This window comes from Prevotella sp. AM42-24 (genome assembly GCF_003461825.1).
GTDB lineage: Bacteria > Bacteroidota > Bacteroidia > Bacteroidales > Bacteroidaceae > Prevotella > Prevotella hominis.
On sequence record NZ_QTXV01000011.1, the window covers coordinates 55,691 to 75,572 of the forward strand.

Below are 19,882 nucleotides of genomic sequence, written 5' to 3' on the forward strand. Positions count from 1 at the left end.
GTAAATAAAGTTTTCTAAAAAGTGGCATATACTGCTATCTTTTTAAGAAATATCTCCAAAAACCTTTCATCATTTAGAATAAAAAGTTTAATTTTGCACCAAATTATTAAACGTTTAATATGATTGATACAGAAAATATGACTTTTGAAGAGGCTCGTCTTGCACTCGTGGATGATTTGAAGAGTAGTTTGGAGAACCTGCGCAACCGTTTTGCAGACCAGCAAGTTGATTGGGGTAAGCTGCAAGACAGTTTGCATAAGGTAGTCGGAGATTCTGTCAATATTCGGAATATGCAACCGGATGTGGTTGAGGTGCGACCAAGAGAATTGGAATGTGATGTTGTCCGTTTTCAGAATAATAAGGAGAAATGGGTGGCATTGGTGGGTTTGCTTAATGGTCATCCTTACGAGATATTCACAGGTTTGCAAGATGATGAGGAAGGCATCATGTTACCAAAATCTGTCACCAAAGGTAAAATCGTGAAGACAGTTCTCAGTGAGGGAGCCAAGAGATATGATTTTCAGTTTGTCAACAAGCGTGGTTATAAGATAACCGTGGAGGGATTGAGCGAAAAGTTTAATCCGGAGTATTGGAATTATGCCAAGTTGATTTCCGGTGTGTTGCGCTATCGTATGCCTATCAAGCATGTTATCAAACTGGTTAGTCAGTTGCAGCTCACTTCTGAGAGTATCAATACCTGGAAGGTGGGTGTAGAACGTGCCTTGAAAAATTACTTGAAGGATGATGAACAGCTAACTTCTTGTAGTGATGAACAGCATGATGGAGGTGAACAATGATGAATTTACGTCAGAGCTATATCCTTTTGCAAGACTTGAAGTTTCATGCCTTTCATGGTGTTTTGCCACAGGAAAGAAAAACGGGTAATGATTATCTTGTAAGTTTACGTATCAAATATGATGTTACGAATGCATTGACGAGTGATGATGTCAATGATACCTTGAACTATGCAGAGGTTTATCAGTTGGTTTCCCAGGAGATGTCTGTTCCTTCTCAATTGATAGAAAGAGTAGGAGGCAGAATTGGTGATCGTCTTTTTCGCCGTTTCCCAACTATAGAAGAAATTCATCTGAAAATCATCAAGCAGAATCCACCTATGGGAGCCGATTGTGAAGGAGCTGGTGTGGAATTTCTGTTTGAGCGTTCACTTAATAAATAATAAAACTTTGTTGCATATTTTGGTTTTCTGCCATTAAATGCTTAATTTTGCACAATCATAATAAATAGTATGTTGAAGAAGATCGTTCTTTTGCTGGTTGCATTCTTTATGTTGGTGGCATATTCTTTTGCTGCCAATGATAGATTTACGCTCGTTATTGACCCTGGTCATGGTGGTCATGATGCAGGTGCCATGGGTGCCAGATCCAAAGAAAAAGATATAAACCTGCGGGTGGCATTGGCTTTTGGTAAGTATGTAGAACGTAATATGCCAGATGTGCGTGTCATTTATACCCGAAAGACTGATGTGTTCATTCCGTTGAAGGAAAGAGCAAATATTGCCAATAAGGCTGGTGCTGACCTGTTTATTTCAGTTCATACCAATGCCTTGCCTGGTGGTAAGATAGCCAGAGGTTTTGAAACCTATTCCTTGGGTATGCACCGTGCCAAGGATAATCTGGATGTGGCTATGCGAGAGAACTCTGTCATCTCCATGGAGAAGGGATATCAGCAGACTTATCAGGGATTTGACCCGAAGTCTTCTGAAAGCTATATTATCTTTGAATTCATTCAAGGTAAGAATATGGAGCGCAGTGTTGAGATTGCCCGCTCCATTCAAAAGTGTGTTTGCAACGAGGCCAACCGCCCGAATAAAGGAGTTCACCAAGCAGGATTCCTGGTTCTTCGCGAGACCTCTATGCCAAGCTGCTTGATAGAGTTAGGCTTTATCACCACCCCTGATGAGGAGGAACTGCTCAACAATGAATCGCGCGTGGATGATGTGGCTAAGGCTATTTTCCATGGTTTCGAACAATATAAGAACAAGTATGATAGAAGAGTTTCTGTGCCTTATCGTGCGGCATCATCTGCAGACGACAGAGAAATGCCAAAGATTGTGCCAGATACCTATCAGCGCGAGGAAACCAAGCGACAATCGCAGGCAAGGGATACTTCCGTTGGAGAGAAAGACGTTCATGCCCCAATCTTCAAAGTGCAGATTTTAGTGAGCAACCGTGTGCTTCGAGCAGGTGATGCGCATTTCAAAGGAGAAACAGGTTATGCAAGTTATCAGGAGGGTGGTATGGTGAAATACACGATGGGCTCTTCTGCTAATTATAATGAGATCTTCCGACTTCGTAAATCCTTGTTGGATAAGTTTCCTGAGGCATTTATCATCGCCTTTAAGGATGGACAGAAGTACGATGTGAATCAGGCAATTCGAGAATTTAAACAGAATAAAAAATAAAGGAGAATGAAAATTACCAAGGAAATAAAAATAGCTCTTGTGGCTATTGTAGGTATTTTGATTATGTACTTCGGAATTAATTTTCTGAAGGGAATCAATCTGTTTTCTTCCAATAACTATTATTATATGACGTTTTCCGACATCCAGGGACTGGGTGCTTCAACGCCAATTTATGCTGATGGTTATAAGGTAGGAACTGTTGATGCTGTGGATTTTGACTATACTCAGTCTGGGCCTATCAAGGTAAAGGCTGATATTGATAAAAATCTGCGCATTCCAAAGGGAAGTCAGGCTGAAATTGTGAAAGACCTGATGGGTAATTTGCAAGTGAATATCTTGTTGGCTAATAATCCTCGTGAACGTATTGAGGCTGGTGGCATTATACCTGGAGCTGTCAATGAGGGCGCTTTGGGCAAGGTTTCGGCTATGGTTCCTACTATCGAGAAGATGCTCCCTAAACTGGATTCTATCTTGGGTAGCTTGAATGCGCTCTTGGCAGATCCTGCATTGGCTGCTTCTTTGCATAATGTGCAAACCATTACGGGCAATCTTACGGTTTCTACCCGTGAGTTGAATACGTTGATGGCAGGTCTCAATAAGCAGGTTCCTGGTATGATCAATCGTGCCAATGGCGTTTTGGATAATACGAATAAGCTGACTTCCAATCTGGCATCTTTGGATGTACAGGGTACGCTGGATCTTGTCAACAAGACATTGGAGAATACACAGGCATTTACTGAAAAGTTGAACAGCAACAAGGGTACTCTCGGCTTGCTGATGAATGATACCCAACTTTATGATAATATGAATTCGACCATGCGCCATGCTGATTCTTTAGTTATCGATTTGAAACAGCATCCTAAGCGCTATGTTCACTTCTCTGTTTTTGGTAAAAAAGACAAGTAATAGAGGCGAATGTCTTTAAAAAGCCGCCTGTGCTTAAATAAAAATTGTCTAAATAAGTGAATACAATGTTTCACGCCCTCGAAATAACTTTCGAACTGATTGTTTGTGAGTTATTTCGAGGGTGTTACGATTTTGTTTCACTCTTTTTCTATTCTTTTCTTTGAAAAGCTTCTAAGTTATTCTACATCAGATAGTTAACTATAAAAATAGGTCAAAGAACTGAAAATTGTGGATAACTTAATTAAGTGTCTGATAATTAAGAGGTTATAAGACTATATTAAAATAATTTAAATTATCAGATTTGGTAGTCTGCGTTTTATTTTATAATTTTGCAGTGAATTTGGCGTTTTGGGGATGCCTTTCACTAATTTGAGCAATAATTTAAAGCAATTATCGATATAATGTTAGCAAGTCCTAAAGCTCTTTGGGACAATTGTCTTACGCTTATCCGTCAGCATGTCTCTGAGCAACATTTCAATACGTGGTTTAAACCCATTGTTTTCGAGTCGTATAAGCCGGCTACGAAAACTTTGCTGGTTAGAGTTCCGAGTACTTTCTTCTATGAGTATTTGGAAGCAAACTTCGTGGACTTACTGAGCAAGGTCTTGCATCAGAATTTTGGTGAAGGTATTCGTCTGACTTATCGTGTTGTGGTAGTCAAGGATGCTCCTGGTGGAACTACACCTTTGCCTTTAGATCCTGATGATGCTAATGACTTGAGTCCTAAGAGTCATCAGGCTCAGGCAGGAAGTGAGACTGCTGCAGCAGGAGAATCTCAAATGGATGATATTGATACCCAACTTGATCCTAAGTTGACATTTAATAATTACATGGAGGGTGAAAGTAATAAGCTTCCACGTTCTGTGGGATTGTCTATTGCAGAACATCCTAATACAAGTCAGTTTAATCCGATGTTTATCTATGGTCCGTCTGGTAGCGGTAAGACACATTTGGTCAATGCCATTGGTGTTAAGGCTAAGCAGATGTATCCGCAAAAACGCGTGCTCTATGTGAGTGCCCGTCTCTTTCAGACGCAATATACAGATGCTATTCTGCACAATTCAAGCAATGATTTCATCAATTTCTATCAGTCTATCGATATGCTGATCGTTGATGATATTCAGGATTGGGCAGGCAAGGCAAAGACATTGAATACGTTTTTCCATATCTTCAATCATCTCTTCCGTAATGGTAAGCGCATCATATTGGCAAGCGACCGTCCTCCGGTAGATTTGAAAGATGTGCCAGATCGCCTTCTGACGCGTTTCTCTTGTGGTTTGGTATGTGAATTGGAAAAACCGAACGAGCAGCTCTGTGTGGATATCTTGAGTAATAAGATACGTCGTGATGGTTTGAAAATTTCCAAGGAGGTTGTTAGTTTCATTGCTCAAACCTGTAATGGTAGTGTGCGTGATTTGCAGGGTGCCATCAATGGTTTGCTGGCTTATAGCATTGTGTATAACAGCAATATTGATATCCGCTTGGCAGAACGCGTTATCAAGAGAGCCGTGAAGGTGGATGACAAGCCTTTGACGATAGATGATATCGTAGAGAAGGTTTGTACTCATTATAATGTGACTACAGCTGCCGTGAACAGTAAGAGCCGTAAGCGTGATTATGTGGTGGCAAGACAGGTGACGATGTATCTGGCACAGAAATATACCAAAATGCCTGCTTCACGCATAGGTAAGCTTGTAGGAAATAGAGATCATAGTACTGTGATTCACAGTTGTTCAAAAGTGGAAGAGCGATTGAAAATCGATGCAACTTTCAGCGATGAAATAATGAGTATAGAAAACTCGTTTAAGTTGAAAGCGTAATGAAATGTTTTTGTTTTTCTATCTCACGACGAAGCTCCTCTTCTGTAGGCATGAAAGACATATATTTAGCTGCAAAAAGCTGTTCACTTTCATGAAGCACAGAATATTTGGCAATAGTGTTGTCAGTTTCTGTACAAAGCAAAACACCAATAGTTGGATTGTCATCCTCGCCTTTTACAAGGTCGATATAAAAATCGACCGTATCAGTCTTGATGTGCTTTTGGCGGTCAACGAATGCAAAATGTACTCCACATCTCTTCTGATGCGTTTCTCAAGTACCACATTCTTGCCTTGGGATTTGTAACAGATAGCAGTCGTCTAATATGAGTCCAGTTAAGATTGTGTACGATTCGTACACTTTTCTAAAATCAGGAAACAGAATATAGAATTTCCGATAATGTTGAAGATTGTTGAATGTTGAGTGGTCTATATGCCACGATGAAAAGGTGGCGTATAGACCCTTGATTATATGGTGATATTCGTAATCTACATCTCCGCTTTCAGCAGCTTTATCTCCTCTGCTGTCAACCCCGTCATATCCATGACCGATGCTTCATCCAAACCCTTTGCCAGCATCTTTCTGGCAATCTCAAGGCTTCGCAGGTTCATGCCCTTTTCCATGCCTTCCTTCATGCCCTTTTCCATACCCTCAGCTATACCTTCACGCTTGGCTGTGTCTACGGAATTCTTGATGTCGCGATATGCCATCTTGCTGGTCTCGTACTCCCTCATTTCCTGCGGAGTAAACTTGGCTATCTCGGCTTCCTCGAAGAGGCGGTCGAAAACCTTGTCGCACAGCTCCTTCGGGCGCTGGGTAAGCTTATAGAGGTTCTTCAGTGCATAGAGCCACTTCTCGTAGAGCGTATCCAGTTGTTCAAGGGGTTTGTTGAACTTGGAAATCTCTACATAAATATATTCGAGTTTGTCGTAAAATACTTTGTGGGTAGCTGTGTCGCACAACTGCACATGATGGCGGATTTTCTCCTTGTCGAAGGCGTCCTCGTTCATGCTGAAGTTGAGCAGGGCTACGGTATAGACATGATTGAGTTTGAAATCCCATTCATTCCCCTTTGGTGCCTGTTCACGGATAGGGAAGGTTGAGTAGAAAAGGGCGCGATCCTTGAAATACGTCTGGTAGGCATTCTGCATTTCTACGATGAACTTCTCGCCGTTTTCGCCCTCGCAATATACATCAAAGATGGCTCTGCGATCGGTATATACATCTCCCACATGCTCTGGATTCAGATACGATACGTCCTTCACAACCTGTCTGCCATTAAACAAGCTGTTGAGGAAACAAATGAGCAAATCCTTGTTTATTGCTGTTCCAAAAATTCGCTTGAAACCGAAATCGGTCAGCAAGCTGATGTATCTTTCTTCTACCTGCTTCATAATCATCTGTTTTAAAATTCTCAAGCGCAAAGTTACGACTTTATTTTCATATCTGATAGAGATTTTGGGGAAAAGTTTCTGAAAAAGTTAGAGATTGCGTTTTTTATGTGAGAGGACAAGGGTCTTGGTACCTGTTGGGTGGATAATATGGTTGTGGCTTTTCGATGTAAGTTCCCAGTCAGATTCTATTTCCTGAAAATTTTTCGTAAGTTTTTATAAGATTTTGTGCGTTTATCACTATTTTTGATTATATTTGCAACCAATATGGAATTAACCTAAACAAAAGTGAAGATATGGTTATGAAACAGAAATTTAAACTCATATTTTATGGTGTAGGAGCGCTGATTTTATTGCCCCAATCCATTCATGCCCAATTTGTAAATATGGAGGGGTTGGACTCTTTACGCCTGTCGGGATCGGTGAGCGTGGTGGAACCTGAACTCCTGAAGAAAGGCGTACTTCACAATGCCCTCGATGCATTGAGTGGACAGACAGCCGGTGTCAATGTCACAACCAATGGACTTGACCGTATCGCCATGTTGAACGCTGTTCGTGTTAGAGGTACTACTTCCATTATGGGAGGTAACGAACCACTTGTTATTATTGATGGCGTAACCTCTGATGTGGCTACACTTGCAACAATTTATCCTGCGGATATAGAAAGTTTTACGGTTCTGAAAAATGCCAGCGAAACTGCACTTTATGGTTCGCGTGGTGCTTCGGGTGTTATTCAGGTGAAAACCAAAAAGGGTACAGGTAAGGGATTTCAGATCTCTTATGAGGGCAGCTATGGCATCGAAGCTATGTATAAAAGTATGGAGATGCTCAATGCTGCTGAATATATTGCGGCTGCACAGAAGTTGGGATTGGAATATAATGACAAGGGATATGATACCAACTTCCGAAAGGCTATCACTCGAACAGGAAATATCCAAAACCATTATCTGGCTTTCAGTGGTGGAAATCCACAGAGCAACTATCGCGCTTCTTTTGGTTATATTGATCATAATACCATCATCCGTAGTAAGGGGTATCGCAATTTAGTGGCTAAGATTGATGTCACTCAGAAGGCATTTAATAATAGGCTGACTGGCGACTTCGGTGTATTTGGTTCTTCATATAAAAACAATGATATCTTTGACAGTCAGATGCTCTTCTATTCTGCCGATGCAATGAATCCTACCTATCCATTCGATAGAGAGAAGGGCAGTTGGGTAAAGAATGGAGCGGCTTCGCAGGTGAATCCACCAGGAGCCTTGCTGCAGGAGCGAAATGATAGTAAGAATATGAACTTCAATGGTCATCTGAAGCTGAAATATGATATCTGTAATTATCTGAATGTCACTGCATTCGGAGCATACGGCTATGCTTCCAATGAAAATAATCAGTTCTGTCCTACATGGGTTTGGGCGCAGGGCAATCTCTATCGTGGTGAATTCAAGAGTGAGGAATGGCTTGGTAATGTTTCCTTAAACTATCAGCATTCCTGGGGTATTCATAATCTCAAGGCGATGCTTGGCGCAGAATATCAGAAAAATATCCGAACTGGTTTCTGGACTTCTGCCAAGGGAATTACCAACAACGGGATGTATTATCACAATATAGGTGCTGCCGCCTCTCGTCCTTATGGAGGAACGGATAGCAACTATGAAGATCTGGCCTTAGCTTCTGTGATGGGGAATATCGACTACACCTTATTAAATAAATATAGCCTTTCGGTTTCCATGCGTGGTGATGGTTCTTCGATGGTGGGCGATGATCATACTTGGGGTTTCTTCCCATCCATCTCTCTTTCCTGGGATATGAAACAGGAAGAATGGCTCCGTCATATCAAGGATATTACGATGCTGAAACTCCGCACGGGCTATGGTAGGTCGGGTAATCTTGGTGGCATATCTGCTTATACCACGATGAACACGGTGAGACAGAACGGCATTGTTTCGGTGAACAGTTCGCCTACGGTGACGATGGGGATGATTAGCAACAACAATCCTGATTTGAAATGGGAAACACGTGCTACCTGGAACCTGGGCGCTGATCTCGGCTTGTGGAATAACCGGCTGGTTCTGACGGCTGAATATTACTATTCCAAGACTACGGATATGCTTTATGCCTATGACGTGCCTGTACCTCCATTCGCCTACGATAAACTGTTGGCGAATATTGGTTCGATGAGCAATCAGGGTTTAGAGATAGGCTTTTCTTTCACTCCTATCCAGAAGAAGGACATGGAACTGAACATCAATATGAATCTCTCTTGGCAGAAGAATAAACTCCTGTCGTTGAGCGGTGAATATGCTGGTATGCAGATGTCGGCAGCCGATATTACTGCGATGGGTGCCTTGTCGGGTGCCGGGCAGCATGGCGGTTATAATAATGTGGTCTATCAGATTGTGGGGCAGCCGCTTGGTGTGTTCTATCTGCCTCATTGCAAGGGACTCGTGGAAGATGGCAACGGACATTATCGTTATTACATCGAAGACCTGGATCAGAATGGAACCGTTGATTTGAGTGATGGCGGCGATAGATATATTGCCGGACAGGCTACTCCTAAAGTAACGTTGGGCTCCAATATCAGTTTCCGTTATCGCGACTGGTATCTCTCTCTGCAGATGAATGGTGCTTTCGGACATAAGATTTTCAACGGCACAGGATTGGCATACACCAATATGTCGAGTTTCCCGGATTACAATGTACTGAAGGGGGCACCAGAGAAGAATATCGTAGATCAGAATGTTTCTGATTATTGGCTGGAGAATGGTGATTATCTCAACTTCGAGTATCTTACCCTCGGCTACGACATTCCTATCAAGAAAGGGGTGATACAATCGCTCAGGGTATCAGCGAGCGTGAATAATCTTGCCACAATCACCAGTTACAGCGGATTGACTCCGATGATCAACAGTTATGTGGTAAACAGCACGATGGGTATAGATGATAAGCGGACTTATCCTCTTTACAGAACCTTCTCGCTGGGTATAAGTGTTCAATTCTAATAATAGATGAGTATGAAACGATATAGAATATTATCTGTTCTGATGGCAGTCTTGGCATTGACATCGTGTTTGAATGAGCATCCGAAAGATCAGCTCGACGAGGATGCCATCTATGGTTCTGCATCGGAGATTTATACCAATGCCGTAGCTTCACTCTATAATTATATAGGTGGAGCCAACGAGAGTGAAGGTATTCAGGGAACTTGTCGCGGCATCTACGATTATAATACGCTGACCACTGATGAGGCTATCATTCCAATCCGTGGTGGCGACTGGTATGATGGTGGTTTGTGGAATGCCATGTATCAGCATCGGTGGACTGAAGATGATGCTTCACTCTATGATACCTGGAAGTATCTCTATAAAGTGATAGTTCTGGCTAATAAGTCGCTTGACATCATTGATGCCAAGTCTTCCATGCTTACTGCCAGCCAGAAAGACAAATTCAAGGCTGAGGTTAGGGCTATCAGGGCTTTGATGTATTATGAGGCGATGGATATGTTTGGCAGGATTCCTGTTGTCTTGTCTTCGGGAGAATCGGAAATCTATCAAACTGCCTCGAAAATGCCAGATATCTCTTTGACAGATACGAACCTGTCGGCACAGAGCGAGCGAAGTGAAACTTTCCGGTTTATCTTCAGTGAACTACAGCAGGTACTTCCTTATCTGTCGGAAGAACATAGTAATAAGGAAGGAAATTATTATGGCAGGATGACGCAGCCGGTAGTCAATTTCCTTTTGGCAAAGTTGGCTTTGAATGCAGAAATATATATGTTTGATGATTGGACCGAGGGGTATGCTAAGCGTCCGAAGGGTAAGGATATTTATTTTATGGTGCAAACAGCCGATGGTGCTTATTCTCTGAAAGGCGGTAAGGCAAGCGAGCATCGCAGCATGAAGTTGAATGCCTGGGAAACCTGCATTTATTATTGTGATAAACTGGCGAGCGAAGGTTATGATTTGGAAGAAGATGATGCTTTCAATTTCTCTACGCATAATGAGACATCGAAGGAGAATATCTTCACGATTCCGATGGATAAGAATATCTATACCAATCAGTTCCATTATCTCTTCCGCTCTTATCACTATACACATGGCGGAGCCTTGGGATGGGGTAGTGAGAATGGTACTTGCGCCACAATCTCTACCATGAAAGCAAACCGCTATGGCGAAGCTGATGAAGATACCCGTTGCAGGATGAACTTTGTGGCAGGTGTGGTGGAAGTAGATGGTGAAAAACTTCTGATGGATAATGGTAAGCCATTGGAATATCAGCCTTTCGAAGTGGCTCAGAACCTGACCAACAGCAAGTATATCAAGACGGCTGGAGCGAGAATGGCAAAATATGAAGTGGATAGAACTTCGTATATGGATGGTAAGTTGCAGAGCAATGACATCGTTCTTTTCCGCTATGCAGACGTATTATTGATGAAAGCGGAGGCCAAGGTTCGTAATGGAGGAGAGGGTAATGTGGAACTGAATAGGATTCGTTCCCGTGTAGGTATGCCAAACCGACAGGCTACGCTCGACAATATCCTGGAAGAACGATTATTAGAATTGGTGTGGGAAGGTTGGCGTCGTCAGGATCTTATCCGTTTCGGAAAGTTTACTGCAGCCTATGATCTTCGTATTCCTTTAGCTGGTGAGTCATCGGGTTATACCACCGTTTTCCCAATTCCTAAGAAATGTATGGAATTGAATAAAAAGTTGGTGCAGAACAAGGGGTATGAGAAATCATTATAAAGAGGTTTATACAAAAAATCATCGGATTCCGCGGAATCCGATGATTTTTTGTTATAACTGATAAAACTTCGTGAAAGCCTTGACGCAATACTCGTGGTCGATTACGCTACCTGTTTCTCGACAACTGTGCATGGCGAGGATGGCATTACCCATATCTACACCCTTCAAAGGAATAGAAGAAGCGAGGATGTTACCAAGCGTACTTCCACCAGCTACATCACTGTGGTTTACAAATCGTTGGCATGGTACTCCGGCTGCATCGCAGATGCTGGCAAAGATGGCTGCTGATACAGCATCGCTTGCATACTTTTGTGCTGCATTGAACTTGATGACCGGACCGCCGCCAAGCATTGGGTGATTGGTCGGGTCGAACTTCTCACTATAATTAGGATGCCAAGCGTGGGCATTATCAGCAGAAATCATGAAAGCACGCTCTACTGCCTGGTAGTAAGCCTCCTCTGTGCCGCTCTGAGCAAGGGCAATGCGCTGGAGCATATGAGAGAGGAATGGACTTCCGGCACCCTGCTTGGTCTGAGATCCCGTTTCCTCATTGTCGAAGATGGCGAGAACGCGAGTTGTTTCAAATGCCGAAGTATCAGATGATGAAGTGGCATCTGCTGCAATCATCGCCTCTACACCTGCCCAGCACATAGATAAATCATCAAGTCTTCCTGAAGAGATGAATTCCTGATGCACACCGAAGGTGCAGGCTGGAGTGGCATCAGCCAGATAGAGGTCGAAGTCGAGAATATCTTCTTTCTTGATATTCAGTTCGCCTGTAATTACATTCATCAGGAGATTTCCCTTTTCCAGTTCATCATTGATGATGCCAAGGATAGGGAGAACATCCTTTTGCTTGCTCAATTTTACACCATCATTCACCTGGCGGTTGAAGTGGATGGCAAGATTGCTGATTTGCAGCAATGGGCGCTGGATATGAAGAAGGAGTGTCTGAGGATTCATGGCGTTCTCACCTTTTACAATCACTCTACCAGCTAAAGTCAAAGGGCGGTCGAACCAGGTTGACATGATAGGACCACCATACACCTCGGTATTTAGTTTCACGATGCCACCCTCACAAAGCATCTCTGCATTTGGCTTGATGCGGAAGGTAGGAGAATCGCAGTGAGCGCAAATCATGTGGAAACCGCCATCTGCCAATGACTTCTTACCGATTTGGAAAGCATAGATAGAGGAATCGTTCTTGGTAACAAAGAACTTGTCGCCAGCCTCAACCTTACCCAAAGGCTCCTGTGGGTTGATGCGATGGAAACCATTCTTCTCCAATTCTTCAGAGATATTCTTCACTGCCAGAAAGTTTACTGGAGAAGCGTCAAGGAAGGATAATAATCTTTTAATCATACTTTATGTCTTTATTCTGTTTTCAAATTGCCGAATGCAGCTTATCTTATGCAAAGATAATGCAAATGAGCGCAATGAAAACTTGTTTTCAAATTGCTGAGTGCAGCTTATCTTATGCAAAAATACAACATTTATTTTATTTAATCTCATAATTCTACTTGTTTTTCATTTTTTTATCAGAATGAACATAGACATGGAATGGAATAGCCGTGGAAGCAAGGAGAACATGAGGCTCAGTTCTTCTTCCAGCCTCAAAGCCAAGCTTTACAAGGCTTTCTGCAAGAATCGTTTCTCGGTTACGCTTGAAGCTAACGACATCTTCAACATAAGCAACCATGACATACAATTCTATAGCAAGGATGTTACTCTTTGGTAACACAGTTCGAACGATAGCTGTTAAGGAACAAGATGCTGATCAAGAAGAATTGAATCGTTTCGAAAAATAAAGAAATATATTTATATGAAAATAATGAAGCCTGCTTCAATGCGTGTTGAAGCAGGCTTCGCTGTTGATTGAAGTAAGTTTCGATGGCGAATGAAGCTTACTACGTTTTTATGCTCATTTGTATTCCTTTATGCTCCGTGGAAGAGGTATTCCTTTTGAATCTTCTCCGTGAGTCGAGTAAAGAGTTCTTCCACCAATTCATCTGCCACTTCGATGGCGTGGTTCAGAACCTCATCTGAGAAGTGCTGCAAGAGGTCTTGGGCTTTTATCGGGCTCTCCTTGTAAAGCTTCAAGTACTCTGTTTCCATCTCCTTCTGACGTTGGTCGTTCTCAGCCTCCAACTTGGCGTAAGCATCCTTGATGATAGGAGCGAAGGCATTATAGTCGGTCATGCCGAGTGTCATCACCTTGCGGAAACGCCAGTAGGCACTGTCGTCCTTGCATCTGCCATTAGCCACATGGGTGTAAAGCTCAGGGAAGGTTTTTACTCCCTGGTAGAGTGGGAGGAAGACGCTGAGGTCGCCCATGCCGAATGCGACGTAGGTGATGTGACCTATAGCATGAGGCAAATCCTCTCTTACCTGGATGATGTGGGTCTGCGTGGTGCGGAAGATAGATACTGGGCGATAAGGCTCTTTTCCATTCTCATGCAGATATGGATCATGATCGGTATGGTCATAATGGAAACGGAAGGCGGTGCGGAGGTCGGTGAGCGAGATCTTATGCGCAGCCTTGGCAAAGACAGGGAAGGTATTCTTGGTGACATCATTCTGGATGGCTGGTGAGAACATCTGCTGTAAACCCCATACACGTGGATAGTTATAGGTGGTGTCGAGTTCCTCATCACGAGAGTATGCCTTATGGAAATCGAACTTCGCCTTACCATGCTTGTCTTTCTCTGCCTCGGCATCATTTGGATCGTAAAGACCATTCTTCTCGGCAAACTCTATCAAGTCGGGTGCTGCCATGAAATTCTCCTTGTCCTCTGGTGCGTAATCACGGAAACGGCTTTGGTTACCGGTAACGAAGTACTGGTCCTTTGGCATACGGCAAGCCAACCACTTATGTCCGCAAGCATTCTCCAGATACCATATCTCCTTGTCGTCGATGAATCCGATGCCGAATCCTTCTGCCGAACCATATTGCTCGATGAGCTTGCCTAAGCGTGCAGCTCCCTCACGAGCGGTGTGAACGTATGGCAAAACGATATTGTAGGTGCAGTTCTCGGCAAGTCCATTCTTCACGTATGGGTCAAAGGCAAGTGCTTTATCGCTTGAAAAGATGGTCTCTGTAGAACTCATGCCCACGCCAGCCGTATTGAATCCTGCGCTTCCCCATTCGCCAGGGAATTGGTAATCTGGCAATCCTGTATATCCCAAAGCCTCCTTAGGCAGTGGACAGCGGAATTTGCTGTCCTTTGCCACAAATTCCTCAGAGCCAAACTTTGTATCCTCATGTACTTCGATGTTGATGGCCATCAGCGCATCGAAGTCGCTGGAACGGCAAAGGTATTTGGCGCCATCTGCACTCTGCTCTTCGCCTACGATGATGGTGGTACACTCAGAAGGCAGCTTGCTGGCTCTCTTCTCTACATTCTCGAAAGAATTATTTATTTCTTTTTTCATAATCGTTATGTTTTATGAATTTTATGGCTGCAAAAATACAGTTTTTCTTTTAAAGTGCAAGATTTTTTCAGCAAAATTAAACTTTAAGTTCTGTTGCGCAGTGTGCAGCAGAGAATATTCAAGGCATAAAAAGTAAACCAAAATCAGTTCGCTCCAGGGGATATAGTCAAGGTGAGTGTGGATGTAAGGAATAAGTTAAATAACTACAAGAATCTCCTTGGAAGTTTGGCATTATGCTTTTAAAACATTATTTTTGCAAAACGTAATAATTGTAGATTTTTAGAAAAATTCAAAAACAATGGAGATAGTAATCGGAATCATCATAGGGCTTGTCATCGGATTTGTTGTTGGCAAGCTGATGGAAGCTAAAACTGGTGGAGAGGAAAAAACACAACTGATAGCAAAAGTGCAGGTACTGGCGGCTAACATTGAGCAGGATAAACTACATCATGCTTCTGAGATGAAAGGTATGAAAGATTCTCATGCTTCTGAGGTTCATTCCTTGAAAGCTCAAATGGAGAATGAGCGACAGTATGCTGCGAAACTTCGGGCAGAGAGCGACCAGCAGTGGGCGCAGAAACTCGAAAACCTCAAGCAGGAGATGCAGCGGATGAATATCGAACAGCAGCGGGTGGCAGCGGAACAACTGGCTGCCAAGCAATCGGCTTTGCAGGAAAACAACCGTCTGCAGATGGATGAACTTCTGAAACCGATCAAGGAACAGTTTGCTGATTTCAAGAAATCGGTGGAGGAGAGTAAAACGCAGAATGAAGTAAACAAGAAAGAACTGCAGAATACCTTCGAGGCTACGATGAAACTCTTTCAGCAGGAACAGCAGCAGGCTGTATTGAGCCTGAAAGAGCAAACGTCCAAGATTGGTTCTGATGCAGCCAATCTCACCAAGGCATTGAAGGGTGATAGTAAGATGCAAGGTGACTGGGGAGAAATGGTCTTGGAAACCATCTTGGAGAATAGCGGATTGAGAAAAGACGAGGAGTTCTTTATCCAGGAAAATACCAAGGACGAGAATGGCAAGAATTTCCGCCCGGATGTCATCGTCCGATTCCCTGAAGGAAGAAGTGTGGTCATCGACTCTAAGGTTTCGCTTACTGCCTATACGGATGCCCTTGCTGCTGAGGATGATGCTGAGAGAGAAAGATTGATGAAGGCACATGCACAGAGTGTTCGCAAGCATATTGATGAATTGGCTGAGAAGGATTATTCCAAACTGGTAGAGGATGCCATCGGTTTTGTGCTGATGTTTATTCCGAATGAAACCAGTTATATAGCTGCTATGAGACAACAACCGGAGTTGAGTCGCTATGCTTATCAGAAGAAAATCATTATTATTTCTCCAAGCAACCTCTTGATGGCGCTACAACTCGCTTATAATCTCTGGCAATATGATCGCCAGAATAAGAACGTGGAGAAAATTGTTAAGACTGCTGCCGATTTATATGATAAAGTTGCTGTCTTTGAAGATACTTTTACCAGTATAGGTGATTTAATTACCAGACTCTCTGGAACCTTTGATAAGGCTAAAAAGCAACTTTATGATGGTGCTGGAAATGTCATGCGAAGGGTAGAAGGTTTGAAAGAACTCGGTGTAACTCCGAAAAAGCAACTGAAGGCTTTAGAGAAATAAAATGTCTTTTTAGGTGGCCTGTTTTTCATCTACATATATGGTACATAATATATAGGAGTAAATATACATAAAACAATATCAAAAGGATTTCAATATGAAACTAAACGACATTCTTTCTAACAATTTTAATGCTGAAGAATGGGAGGCGAAAGGTTATCAGCTTCCTCAGTATGACATCGCTGCTGTAGCCAAGAAGACTCATGATGAGCCTACTTGGGTTCACTTTGGCGCAGGTAACATTTTCCGTGCGTTCCCTGCCGCTATTCTCAACGATGCACTTAACACGGGTAAGTATGACCGTGGTGTCATCGTGGTTGAAAGTTTTGACTATGAAATTATCGATAAGGCTTATCGTCCTTACAATAACCTCTCTCTTCTCGTAAGCCTCCAGTCTAATGGTACTATTGAGAAGAAGGTCATCGCTTCTATCACAGAGAGTCTCAAGGCCGATAAGCAGTTTTGTGAAGACTGGGCTCGTCTGGTTCAGATCTTCCAGGCTCCAAGTCTGCAGATGGTAACTTTCACCATCACCGAGAAGGGATATTCTTTCAATGATGCAGATTTAGCTCGTGGTCTCGACGCAGTTTTTGCTATGGGTAAGTTGACGGCCCTCCTTTATGAAAGATACAAGGCAGGTAAGTTGCCTATCACCCTTCAATCTACTGACAACTGTTCTCACAATGGCGATCATGTAAAGGCTGGTGTGAAGGCTTATGCTGAGCGCTGGGTAAAGGATGGCATCGTTGAGGCTGGTTTCCTGGATTATATCAACGATAGCAGCAAGGTTACATACCCTTGGTCTATGATAGATAAGATTACTCCACGTCCTCATGAGAAAGTGCAGGCGATGCTGGCAGAGGATGGCTTTGAGGACAACGAAACCATCATCACCGAAAAACATACTTTTACAGCTCCTTTTGTGAATGCTGAGGAGGTGCAGTATCTCGTTTGTGAGGATACTTATACCAATGGTCGTCCACCATTGGAGTTGGGCGGTGCACTCTATACCACCCGCAAGACGGTGGATGAGGTAGAGACCATGAAGGTAACCACCTGTCTGAACCCGCTGCATACTGCCATGTCTATCTATGGTTGCATGCTCGACTATACTTTGATTTCTGCCGAGATGGCTGATGAGGACCTGCGTGCCTTCATCCAGAAGATGGGTTATATCGAGGCGATGCCTGTGGTAACAGACCCAGGAGTCTTGAATCCATACGAGTTTATCGGTACCGTGATCAATAAGCGTCTGCCAAACCCATTCATGCCAGATGCTCCTCAGCGTATCGCTACTGATACCAGTCAGAAACTTTCTATCCGTTTCGGTGAAACTATCAAAAAGTATATCGCTCGCGGTCTCGACAAGAGTAATCTCGTATTGATTCCATTGGTATTAGCTGGTTATGCCCGTTATCTCAAGGCTTTGGATGACAATCTGAAACCATTCGAGCCATCTTCCGACCCATTATTGGCTGAACTTCAGGCTATTGTAGCTCCTCTGGAAGTAGGTAAGGCAGATCAGGACTATTCTTGTCTCAAGAATCTCTATACCCGTAAGGATGTATTTGGTCTCGATCTCTACGAAGCAGGTTTCGGAGAGCAGATAGAAGGCATGGTGAAGGAACTCTTTGCCGGCAAGGGTGCTGTAAGACAGACATTGCATAAGTATGTTTCTGCGAGATAATTCATTTTCAAACTTATACATTATATAATATATGGAAAGAACATGGCGCTGGTTTGGCAAGAAAGATAAGATTACGCTTGCACAGTTGAAACAGATAGGTGTTGAGGGCATCGTTACCGCATTGCACGATGTTCCTCTGGGCGAGGTTTGGACGCGTGAGAAGATTCATGAACTCAAGGAGTACATTGAATCTTACGGTATGAAATGGAGCGTGGTTGAGTCTCTGCCAGTGGTTGAAACCTTGAAATATGGCGGTCCTGACCGTGATCATCAGATTGAGGTTTATAAGAAGAGTCTCCGCAACTTAGGTGAGGAAGGCATCAAGTGCATCTGCTACAACTTCATGCCGGTTTTAGACTGGGCACGTACCGATTTGGCACATGAGAATCCTAACGGAGCCAACAACCTCTATATGAACTGGGGCGAGTTTGCCTACTTCGATATCTACATCCTGCAGCGTGAAGGCGCTCGTGAAGATTGGGCTGAGTTCTCTAAGGAACACAAGTGGGGTAGAGACCTCGTGGCTGAGGCTGATGAAATCAAGAAGACTTCTACGCCAGAGCAGGATCATGCTTTGGTAGAGAACATCATCATCAAGACCCAGGGTTTTGTATCCGGTAATTTCAGCGAGGGTGATGCTGCTCCTGTACAGAAGTTCCGCGACCTCTTGAAACTTTATGATGGCATTGACAAAAAGAAGTTGCAGGAGAATATGAAATACTGGCTGGAGGCCATCATGCCTATCTGCGATGAGTACGATATCAACATGTGTGTTCACCCAGATGATCCTCCTTATCCAGTATTCGGATTGCCAAGAATCATTGGTCGTGCAGAGGATATCCAGTGGATGTTGGATGCTGTACCAAATAAGCACAATGGTTTGACTTTCTGTGCAGGTTCATTCTCTGCCGGTGAGCACAACGACTGTGTGGCAATGGCTAAGCTGTTCGCCGATCGCACTCACTTCGTTCACCTGCGTTCTTGCTATATCTTCCCTAATGGCAACTTCACGGAGGCTTCTCACTTAGGTGGTCGTGGTCATCTCATCGAACTTTGCCGCATCTTCGAGAAGGCAGAGCAGGAAGGCAAGTGCAATTCTGGTCGTCGTCTCCCTATGAGAGTGGACCATGGTATGACCTTCACCGATGAGCCTGGTGGCGTATTCGATGAGAGTAACCACGGACACAATGCCGGTTACACGCTTCTGGGTCGTATGTTTGCCATGGGTCAGATTCAGGGCGTCATCGCCACCGTGGATGATGAACTCGGTATTGAGTACAAACAGCCAGGATTTTATGATTAGTTAATATGGATTCCAGAGTTGAACATCCCTAACTTTGTTGCCACTATGGTTAGCGCTATCTCCTTCGAGATACTGCTCCATAGTGGCTTCTTTTTGTTTGGTCACTTGGTGCCGATGATAGTAGGATATGCCAATGGCTACAGCCAAGAGAAAGACTATGCAGCCAAGAAGTATGATGACATTTCGGTTCTGAGGCTTTTCTAATAGTCTTTTGCGCAGAATCTCAATGCTGCTTGGGCGCAGCAAGGGATTGTGGGTAGTGCATATCTTAGCAATTTTCTCCAGTTTTTTATCTCCGATAGATGTGGCTATTTCTGTGATGACCATTCCCAAGGAAAAGATATCAGTCCTCGGTTCTGCCTTTGCGTCAGGCATGAACTGTTCTGGTGCGATAAATCCTGTAGTGCCAGCAGGGTGCTTGAGAATGAAGAATGCATCGCTGTCTGATAGTCCGAAGTCGATGATTTTCACATTCTGTCCTGTATGGGTAATTTTTCCTTATCCTAAATTCCGCAGCATTTTAGTTTAACTTATTTTAT

Annotated in this window: 16 protein-coding genes and 1 pseudogene; 11 read left to right on the plus strand and 6 right to left on the minus strand. The window is 43.3% G+C overall.

The features are described from left to right. Nucleotides 1-293: 293 nt before the first annotated feature. From DW917_RS05710 to dnaA, 5 genes and pseudogenes are all read left to right on the plus strand, one after another. A pseudogene (locus DW917_RS05710) lies at nt 294-797 on the plus strand (ribonucleoside-diphosphate reductase, adenosylcobalamin-dependent); the annotation flags it as partial. Further along, nucleotides 797-1,177 (plus strand): dihydroneopterin aldolase, encoded by a 381-nt coding sequence (folB, locus tag DW917_RS05715; RefSeq protein ID WP_118117099.1) that lies wholly within the window; start codon nt 797-799, stop codon nt 1,175-1,177. The pseudogene DW917_RS05710 and the gene folB, both read left to right, overlap by 1 nt. Nucleotides 1,178-1,246: 69 nt before the next feature. Beyond that, nucleotides 1,247-2,422 (plus strand): N-acetylmuramoyl-L-alanine amidase, encoded by a 1,176-nt coding sequence (locus DW917_RS05720; RefSeq protein ID WP_118117084.1) that lies wholly within the window; start codon nt 1,247-1,249, stop codon nt 2,420-2,422. Nucleotides 2,423-2,428: 6 nt separating this feature from the next. Further along, nucleotides 2,429-3,328, plus strand: a complete 900-nt coding sequence (locus DW917_RS05725) for an MlaD family protein (protein WP_118117085.1) — start codon at nt 2,429-2,431, stop codon at nt 3,326-3,328. A gap of 401 nt (nt 3,329-3,729) precedes the next feature. Beyond that, a complete protein-coding gene (dnaA, locus tag DW917_RS05730) occupies nt 3,730-5,148 on the plus strand; it encodes a chromosomal replication initiator protein DnaA (protein WP_022111633.1) in 1,419 nt (472 codons plus the stop codon). On the opposite strand, the gene DW917_RS17690 is transcribed toward dnaA, so the two are convergent. The 3 genes from DW917_RS17690 to DW917_RS05740 all read right to left on the minus strand — a co-directional run bounded on the left by DW917_RS17690 (nt 5,132) and on the right by DW917_RS05740 (nt 6,546). Continuing rightward, nucleotides 5,132-5,290 (minus strand): hypothetical protein, encoded by a 159-nt coding sequence (locus DW917_RS17690; protein ID WP_233524643.1) that lies wholly within the window; start codon nt 5,288-5,290, stop codon nt 5,132-5,134. The genes dnaA and DW917_RS17690 overlap by 17 nt on opposite strands. A gap of 85 nt (nt 5,291-5,375) precedes the next feature. Then, nucleotides 5,376-5,498, minus strand: a complete 123-nt coding sequence (locus DW917_RS17695) for a DUF1016 N-terminal domain-containing protein (protein ID WP_370453516.1) — start codon at nt 5,496-5,498, stop codon at nt 5,376-5,378. A gap of 136 nt (nt 5,499-5,634) precedes the next feature. Next, on the minus strand, nt 5,635-6,546 hold the full coding sequence (locus DW917_RS05740) for an Rpn family recombination-promoting nuclease/putative transposase (protein ID WP_118117086.1): 912 nt from the start codon (nt 6,544-6,546) through the stop codon (nt 5,635-5,637). Between the two features lie 293 nt (nt 6,547-6,839). On the opposite strand from DW917_RS05740, the gene DW917_RS05745 reads away from it, so the two are divergent. Both DW917_RS05745 and DW917_RS05750 read left to right on the plus strand, forming a co-directional pair. After that, entirely contained in the window at nt 6,840-9,536 is a 2,697-nt protein-coding gene (locus tag DW917_RS05745; protein WP_118117100.1) for a SusC/RagA family TonB-linked outer membrane protein, read from the plus strand. A gap of 12 nt (nt 9,537-9,548) precedes the next feature. Further along, nucleotides 9,549-11,279, plus strand: a complete 1,731-nt coding sequence (locus tag DW917_RS05750) for a RagB/SusD family nutrient uptake outer membrane protein (protein WP_118117101.1) — start codon at nt 9,549-9,551, stop codon at nt 11,277-11,279. A 51-nt stretch (nt 11,280-11,330) separates the two neighbouring features. Here the strand turns inward: DW917_RS05750 and DW917_RS05755 are convergent, their stop codons facing one another. Next, a complete protein-coding gene (locus DW917_RS05755) occupies nt 11,331-12,641 on the minus strand; it encodes a M18 family aminopeptidase (RefSeq protein ID WP_118117087.1) in 1,311 nt (436 codons plus the stop codon). Nucleotides 12,642-12,822: 181 nt separating this feature from the next. Here DW917_RS05755 and DW917_RS05760 point away from each other — a divergent pair, with 181 nt between their 5' ends. Then, entirely contained in the window at nt 12,823-13,017 is a 195-nt protein-coding gene (locus tag DW917_RS05760; RefSeq protein ID WP_118117088.1) for an outer membrane beta-barrel protein, read from the plus strand. 197 nt (nt 13,018-13,214) lie between these two features. Here DW917_RS05760 and DW917_RS05765 read toward each other — a convergent pair whose 3' ends face one another. After that, on the minus strand, nt 13,215-14,711 hold the full coding sequence (locus tag DW917_RS05765; protein ID WP_118117089.1) for a C69 family dipeptidase: 1,497 nt from the start codon (nt 14,709-14,711) through the stop codon (nt 13,215-13,217). Nucleotides 14,712-15,009: 298 nt separating this feature from the next. Between DW917_RS05765 and DW917_RS05770 the strand changes: the two genes are divergently transcribed. The 3 genes from DW917_RS05770 to uxuA all read left to right on the plus strand — a co-directional run bounded on the left by DW917_RS05770 (nt 15,010) and on the right by uxuA (nt 19,343). Continuing rightward, a complete protein-coding gene (locus tag DW917_RS05770; protein ID WP_118117090.1) occupies nt 15,010-16,356 on the plus strand; it encodes a DNA recombination protein RmuC in 1,347 nt (448 codons plus the stop codon). Nucleotides 16,357-16,450: 94 nt separating this feature from the next. Then, nucleotides 16,451-18,040 (plus strand): mannitol dehydrogenase family protein, encoded by a 1,590-nt coding sequence (locus tag DW917_RS05775; RefSeq protein WP_118117091.1) that lies wholly within the window; start codon nt 16,451-16,453, stop codon nt 18,038-18,040. A gap of 31 nt (nt 18,041-18,071) precedes the next feature. Beyond that, entirely contained in the window at nt 18,072-19,343 is a 1,272-nt protein-coding gene (gene uxuA / locus DW917_RS05780; RefSeq protein WP_118117092.1) for a mannonate dehydratase, read from the plus strand. Here the strand turns inward: uxuA and DW917_RS05785 are convergent, their stop codons facing one another. Beyond that, nucleotides 19,344-19,814 (minus strand): hypothetical protein, encoded by a 471-nt coding sequence (locus DW917_RS05785; RefSeq protein ID WP_158570072.1) that lies wholly within the window; start codon nt 19,812-19,814, stop codon nt 19,344-19,346. Between the last annotated feature and the right edge of the window lie 68 nt (nt 19,815-19,882).

What these genes read in the sequence shown, in the direction of transcription:
- folB (WP_118117099.1), top strand. Translation starts at nt 797, where the DNA reads ATGAATTTACGTCAGAGCTATATCCTTTTGCAAGACTTGAAGTTTCAT.
- DW917_RS05720 (WP_118117084.1), top strand. Translation starts at nt 1,247, where the DNA reads ATGTTGAAGAAGATCGTTCTTTTGCTGGTTGCATTCTTTATGTTGGTG.
- DW917_RS05725 (WP_118117085.1), top strand. Translation starts at nt 2,429, where the DNA reads ATGAAAATTACCAAGGAAATAAAAATAGCTCTTGTGGCTATTGTAGGT.
- dnaA (WP_022111633.1), top strand. Translation starts at nt 3,730, where the DNA reads ATGTTAGCAAGTCCTAAAGCTCTTTGGGACAATTGTCTTACGCTTATC.
- DW917_RS05740 (WP_118117086.1), bottom strand. Translation starts at nt 6,546, where the DNA reads ATGATTATGAAGCAGGTAGAAGAAAGATACATCAGCTTGCTGACCGAT.
- DW917_RS05745 (WP_118117100.1), top strand. Translation starts at nt 6,840, where the DNA reads ATGAAACAGAAATTTAAACTCATATTTTATGGTGTAGGAGCGCTGATT.
- DW917_RS05750 (WP_118117101.1), top strand. Translation starts at nt 9,549, where the DNA reads ATGAAACGATATAGAATATTATCTGTTCTGATGGCAGTCTTGGCATTG.
- DW917_RS05755 (WP_118117087.1), bottom strand. Translation starts at nt 12,641, where the DNA reads ATGATTAAAAGATTATTATCCTTCCTTGACGCTTCTCCAGTAAACTTT.
- DW917_RS05760 (WP_118117088.1), top strand. Translation starts at nt 12,823, where the DNA reads ATGAACATAGACATGGAATGGAATAGCCGTGGAAGCAAGGAGAACATG.
- DW917_RS05765 (WP_118117089.1), bottom strand. Translation starts at nt 14,711, where the DNA reads ATGAAAAAAGAAATAAATAATTCTTTCGAGAATGTAGAGAAGAGAGCC.
- DW917_RS05770 (WP_118117090.1), top strand. Translation starts at nt 15,010, where the DNA reads ATGGAGATAGTAATCGGAATCATCATAGGGCTTGTCATCGGATTTGTT.
- DW917_RS05775 (WP_118117091.1), top strand. Translation starts at nt 16,451, where the DNA reads ATGAAACTAAACGACATTCTTTCTAACAATTTTAATGCTGAAGAATGG.
- uxuA (WP_118117092.1), top strand. Translation starts at nt 18,072, where the DNA reads ATGGAAAGAACATGGCGCTGGTTTGGCAAGAAAGATAAGATTACGCTT.